The sequence below is a fragment of the Natroniella acetigena genome (assembly GCF_023227745.1).
Lineage (GTDB): Bacteria > Bacillota > Halanaerobiia > Halobacteroidales > Halobacteroidaceae > Natroniella > Natroniella acetigena.
On record NZ_JALKBX010000009.1, the window covers coordinates 43,986 to 64,210 of the forward strand.

Below are 20,225 nucleotides of genomic sequence, written 5' to 3' on the forward strand. Positions count from 1 at the left end.
CTAAGTTTTTATCTAGCGGCATTCATGATCATGAATGCCGCTAAATTTTATAGTGTTAATTTGGTTAGAGGAGGTTGAGTGATGATGAATAATTTAGTTGATCTGTTAAGTACTAAAATTCCTTTAGGGGATTGGGTAGAAGCAGTAGTAGATTTTTTAATTATTAATTTTAGTGGACCATTAAATCTTTTTTCTGAAGTTGTCAGTTCATTAATTGATGGTTTTGAAGGGGTTTTGTCTTTTGGTCATCCGTTATTATTAATTATAATCTTTGTTTTATTGGCTTGGAAATTGAAAGGTGTTAAGATAGCTACCTTTGTAGCTGTAGGTTTCTTATTAGTATTGAATTTGAGGATGTGGGACTATTTAGTAATTACCTTAGCTGCCATTATTACTTCAGTTATTATTTCTTTAATGTTAGGGATTCCAATTGGAATTCTAAAGGCTCATAATAGTGTAATTGATTTAATTACAAGACCATTTCTTGATTTCATCCAGACGATTCCTCCGTTTGTTTATTTAATTCCTGCGTTAATGTTTTTTGGATTAGGAAATGTTTCAGGGGTCTTAGCTACTGTAATTTTTGCTATTGCTCCACCAATTCGTTTAACTGCTTTAGGGATTAAACAGGTTTCTGATGAGTTAAAAGAAGCAGGTAGAGCTTATGGTTGTACTACTTGGCAAATGTTATATAAAGTTGAATTACCGTTAGCATTACCTTCAATTATGTTGGGGATTAACCAGTGTATTATGCTATCATTATCTATGGTAGTAATTGCTGCTATGATTGGAGCTGGAGGATTAGGTGAACCCGTTTTACGTTCTTTATCTACAGTTGATATTGGTTTAGGTTTTGAAGCTGGTTTGGGTGTGGTTATTTTAGCAATGGTGCTTGATAGATTATTTGGAAGAGATGAATAGTTTACTTTAATTAACCTGACTGGTGATTAATCACCAGTCAGGTTTTATTTTTGAAGTTTTAAATGGGTTACTTAGACTCAGACTTAACCTTAGACTATAACCCAAGGTCATTTTAGTTATGAATAAGAGAGTTTAAGCTGAGTTATGCTAAGGTAAAAGCCTTCATTTAGGGGTGGCAAAGGTGTTAGTTACTAAAAAATTAATTACGATAGTAGTTATCAGTTTTCTAATGATTTTAGTTGGTTGCGGTGAAGAAGAGAATAATGAAAATGAACCCAAACAAAATCTCCCTCCTGATTCTTTATTGGAAATTAGTACTATTAGTGAAGGGATTATTGAAGAGTTAGAGGAAATTTATAATCAGATTGAGGAGCGGAGAGAGGAAGAAGAAATAAGGTTAGAAAGAAGAGAACAAAGTAGGGAAGCTGATTTAAATCAATTAAATAACGAACAGAACAACGAAGAAAATAATGAATTACCCCAAGAAGAGGAAGAATTAGCAGAAGAATTAGAAGAAAGTTGGGATGAATTAGAAGGTGAAGTTGAAGCTCTTCACCAAAATTGGAATGAGTATGAAAGTGAGGTTAAATTAAAACCTGAGCAGATTGAAAAAATTGAATCTGAACTCAATCAATTGACAGAAGAGATTGCTGATAAGCTCTTTTTAGCAGCATTAGTGAGTACAATCCAATTTGATTTAGAAGTTGCTAAGTTATATAGAAGATATGATCTAGAAGGAGAAGCAGAGATAAAAGAGACAATGGCTACTACCAGAAAGATAATTTTTTTAAATCGCTTGAAACTAGATGAAGAGGAGTTACAAAAAGAACAGCAAATTGAATTAGAGAGGTTAAAAGGCTTATATTTTGCGCTCGATCAAAGTTTAGAAGATGAAGTAGAGAATAAAGAACTTGAAAGGTTAGAAGAAGCAATTGATGATTTAGAAACTGCAATCGAGATGTCTGAAAGTGATCAGGTAATAGAAGTTAAAGGGGAACTGGTATTGAGCAGACTAGAAGAGCTTGAGGATTAGTTATTAGATAAAGCAGATAGTTAGCTTAATGCTGAATAATAAAAATGTTTCAGGGAAAAATATTCGGTTCAATATTGACTTACTAACTTTTATTTGTTATTATAAACTTGTAAAGAAAATAGTGGTGAATAAGCACCTCATATAATGGTGAGAATAAGGCTCACAAGTTTCTACCGGATAGCCGCAAACTATCTGACTATGGGGGGAAGTGTATCTAGGGTTCCGCACTGAAGTTTATTTAATATTGAATAATGAATATTGAATAATTAGAAATAAAAAATCAACTTTTTATCTTTTAAGGTTTTGAATGTTAACTATTCAATATTAAATGTTAAGTATTAACTGCTTTTCAGTGGCTGGTCCAAGCGATACAGATATTTATATTACACCGAAGGGAAAAAAGCCCAGGCGGGGAGGTTCTACTCTTAGTTTGATTACTAGTAGAGCCTTTCTGGCTGGGTATTTTAGATCGTATGCAACTTATATTATTCCGGATATAGTGTAAACTAATTTGAGAAAGGTGGGGTTTGATGAAGATATTAGTGATTGGCAGTGGAGGGAGAGAACATACTCTAGTTTGGAAATTAAAGCAGAGTAAACAGGTAACAGAGCTATTTGTAGCACCAGGTAATGCTGGAACAGCTGAGTTGGCTACTAATGTAGACCTTGATAGTAATGATATTGAAGGGTTATTAAACTTTGCTTTAGAGGAAGAGATTGATCTGACCTTTGTAGGGCCAGAAGCTCCATTAGTGGCAGGGGTTGTCGATCGCTTTGAGGAAGAAGGTTTACAGATCTTTGGCCCGAATCAAAAAGCGGCACAATTAGAAGGTAGTAAGGTCTTTTCTAAGGATCTAATGGAGAAGTATGAGATTCCAACAGCTAAATATCAAAGTTTCAGTGATGCAGAAGCAGCAATTGAATACATAAAACAAGAGGGAGCACCAATTGTAGTTAAGGCAGAGGGTTTAGCTGCAGGCAAAGGGGTAATAGTAGCTGAAACTGAGGCTGAAGCAATTGAAGCAGTAAAGAAGATTATGGTTGATCAGAGATTTGGTCAGGCAGGAGCACAGGTTGTTATTGAGGAATTTTTGACTGGGGAAGAAGCTACAGTATTGGCCTTTACTGATGGGGAAGAGATAGTTCCGATGGTAGCTTCTCAGGATCATAAACAGGCTTATGATGGTGATCAAGGGCCAAACACTGGAGGAATGGGCGCTTATGCTCCAGCACCAGTAGCTACAAAAGAGCTGTTAAACGATGTTTACGAAAATATTTTAAAGCCTACAATTGAGGCTTTACAGCAAGAGGGGATTACCTTTAAAGGTGTTTTGTATACAGGGTTAATGATTAAAGAAGGTGAAGCTAAGGTATTAGAGTATAATGTTCGCTTTGGTGATCCTGAAGCTCAGGTTGTATTACCATTACTCCAGACTGATCTAGTCGAGATAGCAGAAGCAGTGATTGCTGGTAAACTAGAGGAGATAGAAGTAAACTGGCGTAAACAGAAGGCTGTTTGTGTAGTTATGGCATCTGGAGGCTATCCAGTTGAATATGAAACGGGTAAAGAGATAACAGGGTTGGAGCAGATAACAGATGAGCAGGCGATTGTCTTTCAAGCAGGAACAGCTACAGAAGAAGGGAAGTTAGTCACAGCAGGAGGTAGAGTATTAGGAATTACTGCTGTAGGTAATGATTATCAAGCTACAATTGAGCAGGCTTATCAAGTGGTGGAAAGAATAGATTTTGCTGGAGCTCATTATCGAACTGATATTGGGCAAAAAGCTTTGAAAAGAGTTGACAGTGAACAGTGAACAGTTTACAGTGAATAGAAAAAATCTAAGAGCGGATTTTTTCATCACGAAGGGTTCAAAGAACCGAAGGATAAGTTTAAAATCTTAAAAGCTTTAAACCCATAAAAAGCTTTAGAATTATAGGTCTAGAGTGATTTTGAATTTAGATTTTTAACTGTCAATTGTAAATCGTAAACTGTAAACTTTATGAAATCGAGGTGTTATTATGAGTCAGGAAGAAATTACAAATAAAAGGGTTGGAATTATTGGTGGGGGTCAACTAGGGAAGATGATGATTCTAGAAGCGAAGAAGATGGACTTTGAAGTTATTATCTTAGACCCTAGTTCTGATTGTCCTGCTAGTAGTATTGCTGATCAGCAGATTGTTGCTCAATTTGATGACCAGCAAGCAATTAAGCAGTTAGCTGATAAGTCAGATGTTGTAACTTATGAGTTTGAGCATATTAATGTTGAGATTTTAAAGCAATTAGAAGAACAAGGTTATCAGATTTATCCGACACCAACCAGTTTAGAAGTTATTCAAGATAAATATCAGCAGAAAAAAAAGTTAATGGCAGCAGATATTCCAGCACCTGAGTTTAAGAAGGTCAGTACAGTAGAAGAGATTAAAGAGGTAGCTAGTCAACTTGATTATCCTATAATGTTAAAAAGCTGTATTGGTGGTTATGATGGGAAAGGTAATGCTTTGATCAGTGAAGAAGCTGAAGTTGAGTCAGCTTATCAGGAATTAGGAGCAGGTCAGCGATCATTGATGGCAGAACGATTTGTTTCGTTTACTAAAGAAATATCTGTGATTATCTGTCGTGATATTGCTGGTAAGAGAGTAGTTTATCCAATTGCGGAGAATGAGCATCAAAATAGCATCTTAATCGAGACTAAAGTTCCTGCTCAAATTACAGAGCAAGTAAAGGAGCGAGCAGTAGAGTTGGCCCGGCAGGTAATAGATGTCTTTACAGGGGTTGGTATCTTTTGTATTGAGATGTTTACGACTGAAAACGGAGAAGTATTAATTAATGAGATAGCACCTCGTCCTCATAACTCAGGACATTATAGTATTGAAGGTTGTATTACCTCTCAATTTGAACAGCATATTCGAGCAGTTACAGGTTTGCCATTAGGGCCAACGACTTTATTGCGACCGATAGTGATGCGGAATTTACTAGGAGGCAAGCAAGAAGGTCAAACAGCAGTTGATGGAATTGAAGAAGCTTTAAGAATTCCAGAGACTAAAGTTCATATTTATGGTAAACGAGAGTCTTATTATGAACGGAAGATGGGGCATCTTACTGTGATGGCAGATGATATAGAACAAGCAGCTGAACGGGCGAGTAAAGCTGAGGGTTTGATTCAAGTTAGAGGGAAATAACAGTGTATAGTTGATAATTGATAGTGGATAGTCATAAAAAGTTGACGGTTTACAGTGAACAGTTTACAGTTAAAGTTCAAAATCAAGAGCCTTTAAAAGCAAATAAATTATAATTCAAAATTTGAGTTAGTTTTTTATTATTTTTGCCTTTGGTTTTTACTGTCAACTGGCAACCGTAAACTGTACACTGATATAAATAGGGAGGAATTAAAATGGAGCCAACTGTAGGAATTATTATGGGAAGTGATTCAGATTTACCGGTGATGAAAGAAGCAGCAAAGATCTTAGATCAATTTGAAGTTGACTATGAGTTGACTGTTGTATCTGCTCACCGAACACCTGAACGGTTATACAACTATGCTAAGGAAGCTAAAGAGAAAGGGGTAGATGTGATTATTGCTGGAGCAGGGGGAGCAGCTCACTTACCAGGGATGGTAGCTTCGATCACTACAGTTCCAGTTATTGGGGTACCAGTTAAGACTTCTACTCTAAATGGTGTTGACTCTTTACATTCAATCGTTCAGATGCCAGGAGGGGTTCCTGTAGCTACGGTAGCTATTAATGGGGCCAAGAATGCTGGTTTATTGGCATTGCAGATTTTAGGGGTAGCAGAGCAAAAAATCAGTCAGCAGTTAGAGGAGTATAAGGAAAATCTAAGAGCTAAAGTGGAAAAGACAGCAGCAGAAGTTGAAGAATTAGGGTATCAAGATTATTTAGAACAGAACTAGAAATACATTTAATATTTAATAATTAAAAATACTAAAATCATTGTAAAATTGAGGCAGAGGAGTGGATATAGTAATGACCATACGTGATATTTTTGAGAATATAAGTCCATTAGATCATCGTTATTCCTTACGAGAAGAGGAGTTTAAGGAATATGGTAAGTTTTTATCGGAATGGGCCAAAATAGATTATCAAGCAGCAGTAGAAGTAGCTTTAGTTAAAGCCTTAGCTAAGAATGGGATCTGTAGTAGTGAAGTTGCTCAAGAGCTAGTAGATGCTGCTGAGCAGATAACTCCTCAAGAAGTTTATCAAGAAGAGAAGAAGACGAAGCATAATATTCGGGCTTTGGTTAATTGCCTACAACGAAAGGTTAGTGAGAAAGCAAAGCCATATGTTCATTTTACAACGACCTCTTTTGATATAGTTGATACTGCTAACTCATTACGCTATAAAGAGTGTATGGCAGAATTGATTGTACCTACTTTATTGGAGTTAGAAGAGGTACTGATGGAGATTGCTATGCGGGAGAAGGAGACGATTCAAGTTGGTAGAACTCATGGTCAACATGCAGTACCGATTACTTTTGGTTTTGCGGTTGCTGAGTATGTCAGCAGGTTGGGGAATCGAATTGAAGTAGTTAACAAGACCGGTCAACAGTTAAAAGGAAAGATTGCTGGAGCAGTTGGGGCCTATAATGCCAGTCACCTATTCTTTGCTGATCCAGAAAAGTTTGAAAGTGATGTCTTAGCAGAGTTAGGGATGGAGGCTGGTACTCATTCGACTCAGATTGTTGAACCAGAGTATATAGCTGACTTTGTCCATGCTTTGACCTCTTGTTTTGGAGTTTTAGCCAGCTTTAGTGATGATATGCGCCATTTACAACGTTCGGAGATTGGAGAGGTAGGAGAACATTTTGCTAAAGATCAGGTTGGTTCTTCAACGATGCCTCATAAGAGAAATCCGATTAACTATGAAAATGTAAAGAGTTTGTGGAAGCAGTTTATGCCACGGATGGTTACAGTTTATCAAGATCAGTTATCTGAACATCAGCGTGATTTGACCAATTCAGCTTCAAGCCGTTTTATTCCTGAAATAATAGTCGGTTTATTATCGGCAACTAATCGATTGATTAGGGTTTGTAAGAAGTTAGTGGTTGATTATGATAATTTGGAGAAAAATTTTGCACAGAATAAAGAGATGGTAGTAGCAGAACCACTTTATATCCTGTTAGCTTCACTAGGTCATCCTGATGCTCATGAAGCAGTTAGAAAATTGACCTTAGAAGCACAACAAAAAGAGCAACCATTAAGAGAGTTGATTCAAACTGAGCCTGAATTAGAATCATATTGGGAAGAGCTATCTGAGAAACAAAAGGAGTTACTGATTAATCCAGAGAAGTATACAGGAATTTCTGCTAAAAAGACGGAACAGGTCGTTGCTTATTGGGAAGAAAGATTAGGATTTGGGGGTTAAAAGATGGAAAAAAAAGAGATGTTGTACGAGGGAAAAGCTAAAAGGGTTTATAGTACTGCTGAGCAGGATCAGGTAATTGTAGAGTATAAAGATGATGCTACTGCTTTTAATGGGGAGAAAAAGGGTCAAATTTTAGAAAAAGGTAGGTTGAATGCTAAAATCTCAACCATCTTTTTTGAGTTGTTAGAAGAGAATGGTATTCCAACCCATTTGGTTAAAGAGTTGACTGAAACTGAGGTATTAGTTAAGAAATTAGATATTATTTTAGTAGAGGTTGTAGTCAGGAATATAGCAACAGGTAGTTTGGCTGAGCGGTTAGGTTTAGAAGAAGGGGTTGAATTAAATCAACCAGTCTTAGAGTTTTATTATAAGGATGATCAGTTAGGTGATCCATTAATTAATCGTTATCATATTTATGCTCAACAATTGGCAACTGCAGAAGAGATAGCAGAGGTTGAAGAGTTGGCTTTAAAGATTAACCAGATTTTAAGCGGATTTTTAGCAGAACGAGGGATTGATCTGATAGATTTCAAGTTAGAGTTTGGGAAAGATAAGAATGATCAGATTTATTTAGCTGATGAAATCTCTCCAGATACTTGTCGGTTCTGGGATAGTGAGACTAAAAAGAAGTTGGATAAGGATCGGTTCCGACGTAATTTAGGAGAGGTAGAAGCGGCTTACCATGAGATTTTAGAGAGAATTAGCGGTTAATAAAAATCAATGAATAGATAATATTGAATAATGAATAGTTAGAACTTCAAGAACAAAAACAATGTTAAAAATTATAGTTAAGCTCTTTAAGATTTTTAAATTTTAAGTATTTAAGATCTTTAACTGTCAATTGTCAATTGTAAACTATCAATTGATATTTTAAGTAAAGGGGAGGAAGAGATGAAAAAGGATTATTCACTCCATAATAAAGATTTGACTGACAAGATGGAAGAGGAATGTGGTGTTTTTGGAATTTATGCTAATAAAGAAGTAGATGTATCTAACTTAACCTACTTAGGGCTTCATGCTTTACAGCATCGTGGTCAAGAGAGTGCAGGGATCTGTGTTAATCATAACGGTAAATTTAGAAATTATAAAGATATGGGCTTAGTTACTAATGTCTTTGATGAAGAGAGGTTAGCAAAGTTGGTTGGAGAGATGGCAATTGGTCATGTCCGTTATTCAACAACAGGCTCTAGTTTATTGGCTAATGCTCAACCATTATTGATCAACTCAATCAAAGGAGATCTTGCTATTGCTCACAATGGTAATTTGGTCAATAGTGCTGAGATGAGGGCCAACTTAGAACAACAAGGCTCTATCTTTCATTCAACTCTTGATACAGAGGTAATAGCTCATCTGGTAGCTCGTTCATTTAAGGATGATATTATAGAAGCATTTACTCATAGTTTACAACAGATTAGAGGAGCATATAGTATTGTTGCAATGACTGAAGATAGTTTAATAGCAGCTAGAGACCCTCATGGTTTTCGACCACTAGCTATAGGTAAGTTGGGAGATAGTTATGTCGTTGCTTCAGAGAGCTGTGCTTTTGATATTATTGGAGCTAAGCTAGTCAGAGAGGTTAATCCAGGAGAGATGGTAATTATCAATGAAAATGGGATTAATAGTATCTATTATTGGGAGCGAGAGCTAAATAACTTTTGTGTCTTTGAATTTATCTATTTTGCTCGACCAGATAGTGTGATTGGAGGGCAGAATGTCCATTTGGCCCGTCGAGAGATGGGACGACAGTTGGCTAAGGAGATGGAAGTTGAAGCTGACTTAGTGATTCCTGTTCCCAGTTCTGGAATTCCAGCTGCTTTAGGTTTTGCTGAAGAGTCAGGGGTTTCTTATGAACAAGGGATTTTAAGAAATAAGTATGTTGGTCGAACCTTTATCCAAGCGACCCAAGAGATCAGAAATTTAAAGGTCAAGATCAAATTAAATCCAATCAAAGATATTATTAAAGGTAAGAAGGTTGTTTTGGTTGATGATTCAATTGTTAGGGGGACAACAAGTAAATTGATTATTAAAGCTGTTAAAGCAGCAGGGGCCAAAGAGATTCATGTGGCTATTTCTTCTCCACCAGTGACCCATCCTTGTTTTTATGGATTGGATACTTCACGGCGTCAGGAGTTGATTGCTGCTAATAATAGTATCGAAGAGATCTGCAAGCACATTGGAGCTGATTCTTTAGGTTATCTAAGTCAAGAAGGATTGGCTAAGTCGATTAAGGCTAATGGATATGGTTTCTGTACGGCTTGTCTTGATGGAGAGTATCCACTAGAGTTGGGTTCAGGGTTGAATAAAGCATTGAATATTGAATAATGAATATTTAATAGTTAAAACCAGAAAAGATGAAAATTTTATCTTTTTAGTTTTTGCTCTTTAGTTATTCAATATTAAATATTAACTATTAAATGGTTTTTTTGGGGGGATTAAGATGGGACTATCTTATAAAGATGCAGGTGTTGATATTGAAGCAGGAGATAAAGCAGTAGCTAAGTTAAAGGATGATGTGCAAGCGACCTTTGGCCCTGAGGTGTTAACTGGGTTGGGTGGTTTTGGGGCTTTATTTGCTCCAGATTTGACTGATTATCAACAGCCGGTCTTGGTTTCAGGAACGGATGGAGTTGGAACTAAGCTTAAAGTAGCATTTATGATGGAAGAACATAATACAGTTGGAATTGATTTAGTAGCAATGTGTGTTAATGATATCTTGGCCCAAGGTGCTAGACCATTGTTCTTCTTAGATTACTTAGCAACTGGAAAGTTAGATCCTGATCATGTAGCTGAGATAGTGAAAGGGATTACCGCTGGTTGTAAGCAGTCTGAGGCTGCGTTGATCGGTGGAGAGACTGCTGAGATGCCGGATTTTTATCAAGCTGGAGAGTATGATTTGGCAGGATTTGTAGTAGGAATTGTTGATAAAGATAAAATTATCACTGGAGATGAGATTAAACCAGGCGATCAAATCATCGGTTTAGGCTCGAATGGAATCCATAGTAATGGTTATTCTTTAGTGCGAAAGGTTTTCTTTGAAAAGGCAGGGTATGGGGTCAATGATCAGATTGATGAATTAGGAACTACGCTAGGTGAAGAGTTATTAAAGCCGACTCGAATCTATGTCAAGCCAGTTTTGAAGTTGCTAGAAGAGTATCAAATTAAAGGGGTTGCCCATATTACTGGTGGAGGATTAATCGAGAATCTACCACGAATCTTACCAGATGAGACTAAGGCAGTAATCAACCAAGATAGTTGGGAAGTACAGCCAGTCTTTAATCTGATGCAGGAATTAGGGGCGATCGAAGAAAAAGAGATGTATCGTACCTTTAATATGGGGATAGGAATGGTCTTGGTAGTACCAGAAGAAGAAGCAGAAGAAGTGATTAAAACTGCTCAAAAATTAGGTGAAGCGGCTTATTTGATTGGAGAAGTTAAGGCAGGGGAGAACAAAGTACAGTTTACAGTTAACAGTTGACAGTGTACAGTTAAAAATCAATTGATAATTGATAGTTAAAGGTCAAAATCTTAAAGTCAAATTATTACACAAATTGATATTAATTAAGAGCAGTGAAGAGCCGCTAGTAGGAAATTACAATTTTTAAGCAGTAAGTTATCAGTGGCTCACGGAGAGTTTTTGAATTTATAAATTTCTTTGATTTTTAATTGTAAATTGTACATTGTACATTGTAAACTGTCAACTAGAATGGCGAGGTGGCAAGATGTTAAAGCTAGGTGTGTTAGCTTCAGGGCGAGGGAGTAATTTACAGTCGATTATCGATGCTGTTGAAGCTGGTGAGCTGTCAGTTGAGATTGAGGTTGTGATCAGTGATAATGAGGATGCTCAAGCTTTAGAGCGGGCAGCTAAGCATCAGATTGAAGCTCAGTATGTTGGCCCGGAAGATTATAATAATAATCAAGATTTTGAGCAAGCTATTATTGATGATTTAGAGAGAAATGATGTAGAGTTGGTGATCTTAGCTGGTTTTATGAAGTTAATGAGTCCTTATTTTATTGAGCATTATCAGGGTAGAATTATGAATATTCATCCATCTTTACTGCCTGCTTTTAAAGGATTGCATGCTCAACAGCAGGCTTTAGATTATGGGGTCAAGGTCAGTGGCTGTACGGTTCATTTTGTTGACCAGGGCATGGATACAGGGCCAATCATTTTACAAGCAGCAGTACCAGTTAAGGAAGATGATACGGAAGAGAGTTTAGCTAATAGGATCTTAGAAGAAGAGCATAGGATTTATCCAGCAGCGATTAAGCTGTATGCAGAAGGTAAGTTAGAAATTGAAGATGGAAGAGTTAGAATTGCAAAATAGCGTAACTTCAATTGATAATTGATAGTTTAAAATTGAGAGTTAAAATTCAAAATCTAACCCTTTTAAAGACTTTATAACTAAGAGATAATATAATTTTAATGTTTTAGAGTTTTCTAACTATCTACTATCAATTATCAACTATAAACTATTGATATAAAGTGAAACTTTATATCAATAAAAGGAGAGTGATCGAGATGACAAAAATCCGTCAAGCACTACTCAGTGTTTCCAATAAAGAAGGGATTGTTGATTTTGCTAAGGGTTTACATAAGTTAGGGGTGACGTTAATCTCGACAGGTGGGACAGCTCGGAAGTTAAAGGAAGCAGGTCTACCGGTAGTTGGGATCAGTCAAGTGACCGATTATCCAGAAATGATGGATGGACGGGTTAAGACTTTACATCCTGCTGTTCATGGTGGGATCTTAGCAGTTAGAGAGAATGAAGGGCATCTGAGTGAATTAAAGGAGCAGGGAATTAAGCCAATTGATCTAGTTGTTTGTAATCTTTATCCTTTTGCAGAAACGATTGCTCAAGATAATGTAACATTAAAAGAAGCAATTGAGAATATAGATATTGGCGGGCCAACGATGATCCGCTCTGCTGCTAAGAATAATCAAGATGTAGCAGTCGTTGTTGACACTAGTGATTATGATAGTATTTTAGTAGAGCTTGAAGCTAATGATACCGCTTTAACTGAAGAAAGAAGACTAAAGCTAGCGTATAAAGCTTTTAAACATACAGCTGAGTATGATCATTTAATTCAAGATTATTTAGCTAACATTGTTACAGAAGATGAAGAAAGTCTACCAGCAATTATCCAAGATAAATATACTAAGAAGGCAGATTTAAGGTATGGAGAGAACCCTCATCAACAAGCTGCCTTTTATCAAGAGCAGAAGTTAAATGAACCATCAGTAACAACAGCTAAGCAATTACATGGGAAAGCATTATCCTTTAATAATATTAATGATACCAATGGAGCTTTGGAGTTGGTTAAAGAGTTTACAGAGCAAGCTGCAGTAGCAGTGATTAAGCATGCTAATCCTTGTGGGATGGCAGTAGCAGATGATTTGGCACAGGCTTATCAGAAGGCTCATGCTGGAGATCCTACTTCTGCTTTTGGTAGTATTGTAGCTTTAAATCAAGATGTTAGTGCAGATGTAGCTCAAGAGATAGCAGGAGAGGATAAGTTCGTTGAGGTTGTGATTGCTCCTAGCTTTAGTGAAGAAGCTTTAGAAATTTTAAAGGAGAGATGGGACAATGTTCGTTTGCTGGAGACTGGCCCATTGAGTATAAATCGTAAACAGCCAGGTTATGATTTAAAGAAGGTGACTGGAGGTTTACTAGTACAAGATCGTGATATTGTCGAACTTAAAGAAGATGAGTTAGAGGTTGTGACTGAGGTTGAACCTACAGCTCAGCAGCTGAAGGATTTAATCTTTAGCTGGAAGGTAGTTAAACATGTTAACTCTAATGCTATTGTAATGGGCAAAGATGGAATGATAGTCGGTGTTGGGGCAGGACAGATGAGCCGAATTGATGCGATGATTATAGCTGCTCGGAAAGCAGATGGACGACAAGAGGGGGGAGTTGTTGCCTCTGATGCTTTCTTCCCGTTCCCTGATGCTATCGAACAAGCAGCTAAGAAAGGGATTAAAGCAATTATTCAGCCTGGTGGTTCAATGAGAGATGAAGAGGTAATCGCTGCTGCTAATGAACATGGAATTGCTATGGTGTTTACGGGACGTAGACATTTTAAACATTAAAGATAAATAATTTAATATTACAATTTAGTTAAGGTGTTAGCAAAATTTTGCTAACACCTTTTAAATATATTTGGCTGGCAAAAGAATGCCGTACATTATGATGCTATGATGCAGGATTTTAATTTATAGTATCTGAAATTATATAAATAACATAAAATTTAATTAATATAGTAAATTCTTATATTTGATCTAAGAAGATTTTCAAGATATTCTTTTGAATTATAGTTTTTATTTAATAGAATAGAGGGAGTGGAGATAAGATTGAGCAAGATATTAACAAATACTAAAAAATAAAATAATAATTAAAAGTTAAAGGAGGGTATTATAATGGTAAGAATTGAAAAAGATTTTATAGGAGAGATGGAAATTGATGATGATGCGTATTATGGAGTGCAAAGTATGAGAGCTGCTGAAAATTTTAGAATAACATGTATTCCAGTTAATAAAAAATTAATTAAAGCTATTGCTATGGTTAAGATGGCTGCTGCTAAAGCTAATTTAAGTTTAGGTTATCTTGATAGAAAGAAGGGGAAAGCAATTATTCAGGCAGCAACTGAATTGATGGATGGAAAATTTTATGAACAAATTATTGTAGATGAAATTCAAGGTGGGGCAGGGACTTCCACTAATATGAATGTAAATGAGGTGATTGCTAATAGGGCATTAGAGATTTTGGGTCATAATAAAGGGGATTATGAACACGTTCATCCTAATACTGATGTAAATATGGCTCAATCAACTAATGATGTAATACCAACAGCAATAAAGATAGCTACTATTAAAGAAATAGAAAAATTAAATGAATCACTTACATTATTGCGACAGAGATTTAAGGAGAAAGAAGAAGAATTTGATGATGTAATTAAAATGGGAAGAACTCAATTGCAAGATGCAGTTCCAATTAGATTAGGTCAAGAATTTGGAGCTTATAGAGAATTAATTGATAGAAATGTAGAGAGAATAAGACAAACCTTAGAAGAAGAAAAAGAGATTAATTTAGGAGGGACAGCTGTAGGAACAGGTTTAAATGCTGATCCTGAATATATTAGATTAACTGTTAAAGAATTAAGAAAGATTACAGGTCTAAATTTAAAATCAGCTGTAAACTTAATTGATGCTACTCAAAATACAGATACCTTTGTTGAAATATCAGGAAGATTAAAAACTTTAGCTACTGCTTTATCTAAGATAGCTAATGACTTACGTCTGTTAAGCTCTGGTCCACGGTCAGGATTAAATGAGATTAATCTACCAGCAGTACAACCCGGTTCATCTATTATGCCTGGTAAAGTAAATCCTGTTATGCCAGAAGCAGTTAATCAAGTAGCTTTTCAGGTTTTAGGTAATGACCAGACTATTAGTTTGGCTGTAGAAGCAGGACAGTTAGAATTAAATGTAATGCTTCCAGTTGTAGTATTTAACCTATTACAATCTATAGGGATGCTTACAAACACCTGTGAATTATTTGCTGAAAAGTGTATTAAAGGAATAACTGCCAATCGAGAAGTATGTGAGAAATCAGTTGAGCAAAGTATTGGTATTATTACAGCTATTAATCCTCATATAGGTTACACTAAAGCTAGTGAGATAGCTAAAAGAGCTCTAAAAGAGAAAAAATCAGTTAAAGAAATAGCTTTAGAAGAAGGAATCTTAGATGAAGAAAAATTATCAAAAATATTAGATCCTTATGAAATGACTGAGCCAGGGATTTCAGGTGAAAAATTGTTAGAAAAAGAGGAATAAGGTGATTATTTTCCGTTGTAAAAGTGTTGTTTTTATTTTATAAAAACAACACTTTTACATTTTAAGCATTAATTGTATAAATTTCTTGCTGGCTAAAGAAAAAGGAATCTTTTTATTGGTTATAATAGCTAAATTTCTTTTGGGGAGTTCTTCTACTAAGTTGACTTTAAATAACCCTGTTTCAGTATCTTGAAAGCAGTAATCAGGTACAAAGGAGATCCCCAGTCCTATCCTAGCCATCTCAACTAATAAGTCTACACTACCTAATTCCACTTCAGGTTGCAGATCAATGCTTAATTGACTGATTAACTCTTCAAAGAATTTTCTAGTAGTCGTCTTCTTTTCTAGCATTAATAGGGGATAATCACTTAAATGATGTAGAGAAATTTTTTTCTCCTTAAGTTGTTTGTATTTATCTCCACTGATCAGGATATCACTAAAGGTATAGACTTGATTGACTTCCATAAAGTCAGTAACTTCTTTATTAGGTAGATTACTGATGATCAGATCAACCTTACCCTGCTTTAATAACTCGACACATTTGCTAGAAGTTCGGTTAGTAATCTGAATATGGATCTGGGGATAAAGTTGATGGAACTTCTTTAAGTAAGGTAATAAAAAGTATTTACAGATGGTATCGTTGGCCCCTATATGAATTTCACCTTTATCAAATGAATTAATTTCTTGAATATTTTGCTCACCATTTTTGATTAGATTAAAGGCAGGCTCAATATGTTTAAATAAGATCTCACCTTCTTTAGTCAAGGTAACTTGTTTAGTTGTTCTGATAAACAGGGTAGTATTCAACTCCTCTTCTAAGGATTTAATTGATTGGCTGACGGCCGATTGAGAGATAAAGAGTTCATTAGCAGCTTGAGAAAAGTTTAAATGCTGTGCTACATAATAAAAAACTTTATAGAGTTCGTAATTGATATTCATTAATAACCACTCCTAATCAATAGCATAAGTATTATTAATTTTACTACTTAATTATATCACGGTATAATTAAAATATAAAATAGCTGATTGACAATTGATAGTTGAGAATTTATAATTGATAATTAAAGATCCAATTGTAAATTGTTCATTGTAAATTGTCAATTTAAAAATGAGGGGGCCAAAAATGTCACAGATCAGAAGGGTCTATGTAGAGAAGAAAGATGGTTATAATGTAGAAGCTAAGCAGTTATTAAAAGATTTCAAAGAAACTTTACAGTTAGAAGGATTAGAAGATTTAAGGATAGTTAATCGCTACGATATAGCTGGTATGTCTGAAGAAGGATATTGCCAGGCTTGTGATACAATTCTATCAGAACCACCAGTCGATAAGTTGTTTGAGGAAGAGTTAGAGTTAGCAGAAGATGAGATAGCTTTTGGAGTTGAGTATTTACCGGGCCAATATGATCAACGAGCAGACTCAGCTGAGCAGTGTATGCAGATTTTGAATGCTGAGGAGAGACCAACTGTTAGAGCAGCGAGAATAATTGTCCTACAAGGAGATATAAGCACAGATAAGTTAGAAAAAATAAAAGATTATTATATCAATCCTGTCGATTCACGAGAGGCAGAGCTAGCCAAGCCAGATAGCTTAGAAATGGAATATGAAGTACCTGAAGAGGTTGATCTTATAGAGGAATTTATTGAATTAGATGAAGCAGGACTAGAGGAGTTATTAGAAGAGCTAGGATTAGCGATGAGTAAAGAAGATGTACTTCATACGCAACGATATTTTAGGGAGGAAGAGAGAAGAGATCCTACAATTACAGAAATAAGGGTCTTGGATACTTATTGGTCCGATCACTGTCGCCATACAACATTCTTTACTAAGATAGAGGATGTCAAGATCGAAGAAGGTAAGTATACTAAACCAGTTGAGACTGCTTACCAGAGATATCTAACAGCTCGAGAAAAGGTATATTTATCTGATGAGAAAGATATCTGTTTAATGGATATAGCATTAATGGGAATGAAGGAATTGAAAAAAGCGGGTAAACTGGAGGATCTAGAAGAATCTGATGAGGTAAATGCTTCTAGTATTATTGTACCTGTAGATGTTGATGGTGAAGAAGAAGAATGGCTAGTCATGTTTAAGAATGAGACCCATAACCATCCAACAGAGATTGAACCGTTTGGTGGAGCAGCAACTTGTTTAGGTGGAGCTATTCGTGATCCTTTATCAGGACGTTCTTATGTCTATCAAGCAATGCGAATCACAGGAAGTGGAGATCCTAGAACACCAATTGAGGAGACCATTCCTGGTAAATTACCACAAAAGAAGATTGCTCAAGAAGCTTCTGATGGATATAGTTCCTATGGAAATCAGATAGGACTAGCAACAGGGCAAGTAGAAGAGATCTATGATGAAAGATTTTTAGCTAAGCATATGGAGATTGGAGCAGTGGTTGCAGCAGCACCTAGGGAAAATGTAGTTAGAGGAGATGCTGAACCAGGAGATGTAATCATATTAGTAGGTGGCAAGACAGGGCGTGATGGTTGTGGTGGTGCTACAGGTTCATCAAAAGCACATACTGAAGAATCTATCGAAGAATGTGGTGCAGAAGTACAAAAAGGTAATCCACCGACAGAAAGAAAGATCCAACGCTTATTTAGAGATCCTAAGGTAAGTACGTTGATCAAGAAATCTAATGATTTCGGTGCTGGAGGAGTATCAGTAGCAATCGGTGAACTTGCTGATGCATTAGAGATTGACTTAGATGTAGTACCTAAAAAATATGAAGGATTGGATGGCACAGAGTTAGCAATCTCTGAGTCTCAAGAACGGATGGCAGTAGTAGTTGATAGGGAAGATGTAGAGAGGTTTATTGAACTATCAGGGACAGAGAATTTGGAAGCAACAGTAGTAGCCGAGGTAAAAGATCATGGTAGATTGATTATGAACTGGAATGGGAATGATATAGTAAATCTAAGTAGGGAATTTTTGGCTACTAATGGAGCAAGTCAGAGTACAAAAGTAATAGTTAAAGAGCCACAACAAGAAGAAAATTACTTCAAGACAGCACCTCAAAAGAGGTTATCACAAGATGCAGACTTGAAAGAAAAGTGGTTAGAAAATCTATCTGATATAAATGTCTGTAGCCAGAAAGGATTAGTAGAAAAGTTTGATAGCTCTATAGGAGCAGGGAGTGTACTGATGCCTTATGGTGGAAAGTATCAACTTACACCAACCCAGAGTATGGTAGCTAAGATACCTGTTTTAGATGGGGATACAACAACGGGTACGATCATGAGCCATGGTTACAATTCAAAGTTGGCGACCTGGAGTCCATTCCATGGAGCATTGTATGCAGTAGTTGAGTCGGTAGCTAAGGTAGTAGCAGTTGGAGGAAGCTATGAAAAGATAAGGTTTACCTTCCAAGAATACTTTGAAAGATTAAATCAAGATTATGAAAGATGGGGTAAGCCTTTCAGTGCACTATTAGGTGCTTTTTATGCTCAGCAAGAGTTTGGATTACCTGCTATAGGTGGTAAGGATAGTATGTCAGGAACATTTAATGATATTGATGTTCCACCTACATTAGTATCTTTTGCTGTAGACACTGTTGACGTAAACAATGTAATTTCACCAGAATTCAAAAAGTTTGATAGTCAGATTGTATATGTCTTCCCAGAAAAGGATGAAGCTGAAATACCTGATTTTGAGCAGTTGAAGCTGACTTATCAAAGGGTAAACAACTTGATCAAAGAGGGGTTAGTCTTATCAGCTCAAGCAGTAACAGTAGGTGGAATAGCAGAAGCAGTAACTAAGATGTCCTTTGGAAACAAGATTGGGATAAGATTTGAGGAGCAAGTAGAAGATGAATTATTGTTTGGCCCGAATTATGGTTCGCTTGTTTTAGAAGTAAAAGTAGAAGCAGAGTTAGAAGAATTGTTTAAAGGAGTAAACTATAAAGCATTGGGTACAACGACTGCAGAAGAACTTATCAAGCTAGATAAGATGGAGCTAGCTATTGATGAAGCAATCGAGACTTGGGAGAAGCCTCTAGAGAAGATTTATCGTACTAAAGTAGATCAACAGGAAGAGACTTTTGATTTTAAGCCTTGTGAAGAAGATGATCTTTATGTCTGTAAAGAAAAAGTAGCCAAACCGAAGGTGTTGATCCCTGTCTTCCCAGGAACGAACTGTGAATATGATACAGCAGAGAAGTTTAAAGCAGCAGGAGCAGATGTGGAGACATTGATCTTTAAGAACTTAGTGCCCCATCAGATTGAGGAATCGATTGATGCTATGGTAGAAGCGATCAACACCTCTCAAATAATCTCATTAGTAGGAGGATTCAGTGCTGGAGATGAGCCGGAAGGAGCAGGTAAGTTTATAGCAACGGTATTTAGAAATCCTAAGATCAAGGAAGCAGTCATGAATCTATTAAACAAACGAGATGGATTAATGATCGGGATTTGTAATGGTTTTCAAGCCTTAATTAAATTAGGTTTAGTACCTTATGGAGAGATCAGAGAGTTGACAGAGGATGCCCCAACATTGACTTATAACAAAATAGGGCGCCATGCATCATGTATGGTAAATACAAGAATTGTATCGAATAAATCACCATGGTTTACTAATGTAAACACAGGGGATATTCATACAATCCCTGCTTCACATGGAGAAGGGCGTTTTGTAGCAAGTGAAGAAATGGTAAACAGGTTGTTTAAAAACGGTCAAGTAGCAACCCAATATGTAGATTTAGATGGTAATCCAACATCTGATATAGCTTTCAATCCTAATGGTTCAGTAGCCGCTATAGAAGGAATTACAAGTCCTGATGGGCGTATCTTAGGTAAGATGGCACATTCAGAGCGGATTGGAAGCAATGTTGCTAAAAATATAATCGGTGAGCAAGAACAACAGCTATTTAAAGCCGGAGTAGATTATTTTAAGAAATAAACTGTTGTTTACAAAGCTGTATACAGTTTAAACATTGAACCCCGCAAGGGGTTCTTTTTTACGTGCAAAGTGAAATTTTATTACAATTATGGTGTGATCTGTTGCGATATGAAAAGTATCGCCTAGTATTGTGAAGACAATCTACAATAACTAAA

14 protein-coding genes and 1 riboswitch are annotated in these 20,225 nt (G+C 36.2%); of the genes, 13 read left to right on the forward strand and 1 reads right to left on the reverse strand.

Annotated features, from left to right (window positions below; genetic code table 11):
• Positions 1 to 81 precede the first annotated feature (81 nt).
• From MWH25_RS03810 to aspA, 12 genes are all read left to right on the forward strand, one after another.
• The gene (locus MWH25_RS03810) at positions 82 to 921 is read left to right on the forward strand and encodes an ABC transporter permease (protein WP_248626014.1); all 840 of its coding nucleotides are present in this window, start codon (positions 82 to 84) and stop codon (positions 919 to 921) included.
• A 181-nt stretch (positions 922 to 1,102) separates the two neighbouring features.
• On the forward strand, positions 1,103 to 1,954 hold the full coding sequence (locus MWH25_RS03815; protein ID WP_248626016.1) for a hypothetical protein: 852 nt from the start codon (positions 1,103 to 1,105) through the stop codon (positions 1,952 to 1,954).
• A gap of 117 nt (positions 1,955 to 2,071) precedes the next feature.
• A riboswitch (purine riboswitch) is annotated at positions 2,072 to 2,173 on the forward strand.
• Between the two features lie 311 nt (positions 2,174 to 2,484).
• Complete coding sequence (gene purD, locus MWH25_RS03820) at positions 2,485 to 3,768, forward strand: phosphoribosylamine--glycine ligase (RefSeq protein ID WP_248626022.1); 1,284 nt, start codon at positions 2,485 to 2,487, stop codon at positions 3,766 to 3,768.
• A gap of 205 nt (positions 3,769 to 3,973) precedes the next feature.
• Positions 3,974 to 5,134: a 5-(carboxyamino)imidazole ribonucleotide synthase gene (locus tag MWH25_RS03825; protein WP_248626024.1), complete on the forward strand. Its 1,161-nt coding sequence runs from the start codon at positions 3,974 to 3,976 to the stop codon at positions 5,132 to 5,134.
• 212 nt (positions 5,135 to 5,346) lie between these two features.
• Complete coding sequence (gene purE, locus MWH25_RS03830) at positions 5,347 to 5,862, forward strand: 5-(carboxyamino)imidazole ribonucleotide mutase (RefSeq protein ID WP_248626026.1); 516 nt, start codon at positions 5,347 to 5,349, stop codon at positions 5,860 to 5,862.
• 73 nt (positions 5,863 to 5,935) lie between these two features.
• A complete protein-coding gene (locus tag MWH25_RS03835; RefSeq protein ID WP_248626028.1) occupies positions 5,936 to 7,333 on the forward strand; it encodes a lyase family protein in 1,398 nt (465 codons plus the stop codon).
• A 3-nt stretch (positions 7,334 to 7,336) separates the two neighbouring features.
• Complete coding sequence (gene purC / locus MWH25_RS03840; protein ID WP_248626031.1) at positions 7,337 to 8,044, forward strand: phosphoribosylaminoimidazolesuccinocarboxamide synthase; 708 nt, start codon at positions 7,337 to 7,339, stop codon at positions 8,042 to 8,044.
• 180 nt (positions 8,045 to 8,224) lie between these two features.
• Positions 8,225 to 9,655: an amidophosphoribosyltransferase gene (gene purF / locus MWH25_RS03845; protein ID WP_248626033.1), complete on the forward strand. Its 1,431-nt coding sequence runs from the start codon at positions 8,225 to 8,227 to the stop codon at positions 9,653 to 9,655.
• Positions 9,656 to 9,770: 115 nt separating this feature from the next.
• Positions 9,771 to 10,808, forward strand: coding sequence for a phosphoribosylformylglycinamidine cyclo-ligase (gene purM, locus MWH25_RS03850; protein WP_248626035.1), 1,038 nt, complete (start codon positions 9,771 to 9,773; stop codon positions 10,806 to 10,808).
• 244 nt (positions 10,809 to 11,052) lie between these two features.
• Positions 11,053 to 11,658 (forward strand): phosphoribosylglycinamide formyltransferase, encoded by a 606-nt coding sequence (gene purN / locus MWH25_RS03855; protein WP_248626037.1) that lies wholly within the window; start codon positions 11,053 to 11,055, stop codon positions 11,656 to 11,658.
• Between the two features lie 194 nt (positions 11,659 to 11,852).
• Positions 11,853 to 13,424, forward strand: a complete 1,572-nt coding sequence (gene purH / locus MWH25_RS03860; RefSeq protein ID WP_248626043.1) for a bifunctional phosphoribosylaminoimidazolecarboxamide formyltransferase/IMP cyclohydrolase — start codon at positions 11,853 to 11,855, stop codon at positions 13,422 to 13,424.
• A 327-nt stretch (positions 13,425 to 13,751) separates the two neighbouring features.
• The gene (gene aspA, locus MWH25_RS03865; RefSeq protein ID WP_248626045.1) at positions 13,752 to 15,167 is read left to right on the forward strand and encodes an aspartate ammonia-lyase; all 1,416 of its coding nucleotides are present in this window, start codon (positions 13,752 to 13,754) and stop codon (positions 15,165 to 15,167) included.
• A 54-nt stretch (positions 15,168 to 15,221) separates the two neighbouring features.
• On the opposite strand, the gene MWH25_RS03870 is transcribed toward aspA, so the two are convergent.
• Entirely contained in the window at positions 15,222 to 16,106 is an 885-nt protein-coding gene (locus tag MWH25_RS03870; protein WP_248626047.1) for a LysR family transcriptional regulator, read from the reverse strand.
• 184 nt (positions 16,107 to 16,290) lie between these two features.
• Here MWH25_RS03870 and MWH25_RS03875 point away from each other — a divergent pair, with 184 nt between their 5' ends.
• Complete coding sequence (locus MWH25_RS03875; protein ID WP_248626049.1) at positions 16,291 to 20,070, forward strand: phosphoribosylformylglycinamidine synthase; 3,780 nt, start codon at positions 16,291 to 16,293, stop codon at positions 20,068 to 20,070.
• The last annotated feature ends 155 nt before the right edge of the window (positions 20,071 to 20,225 follow it).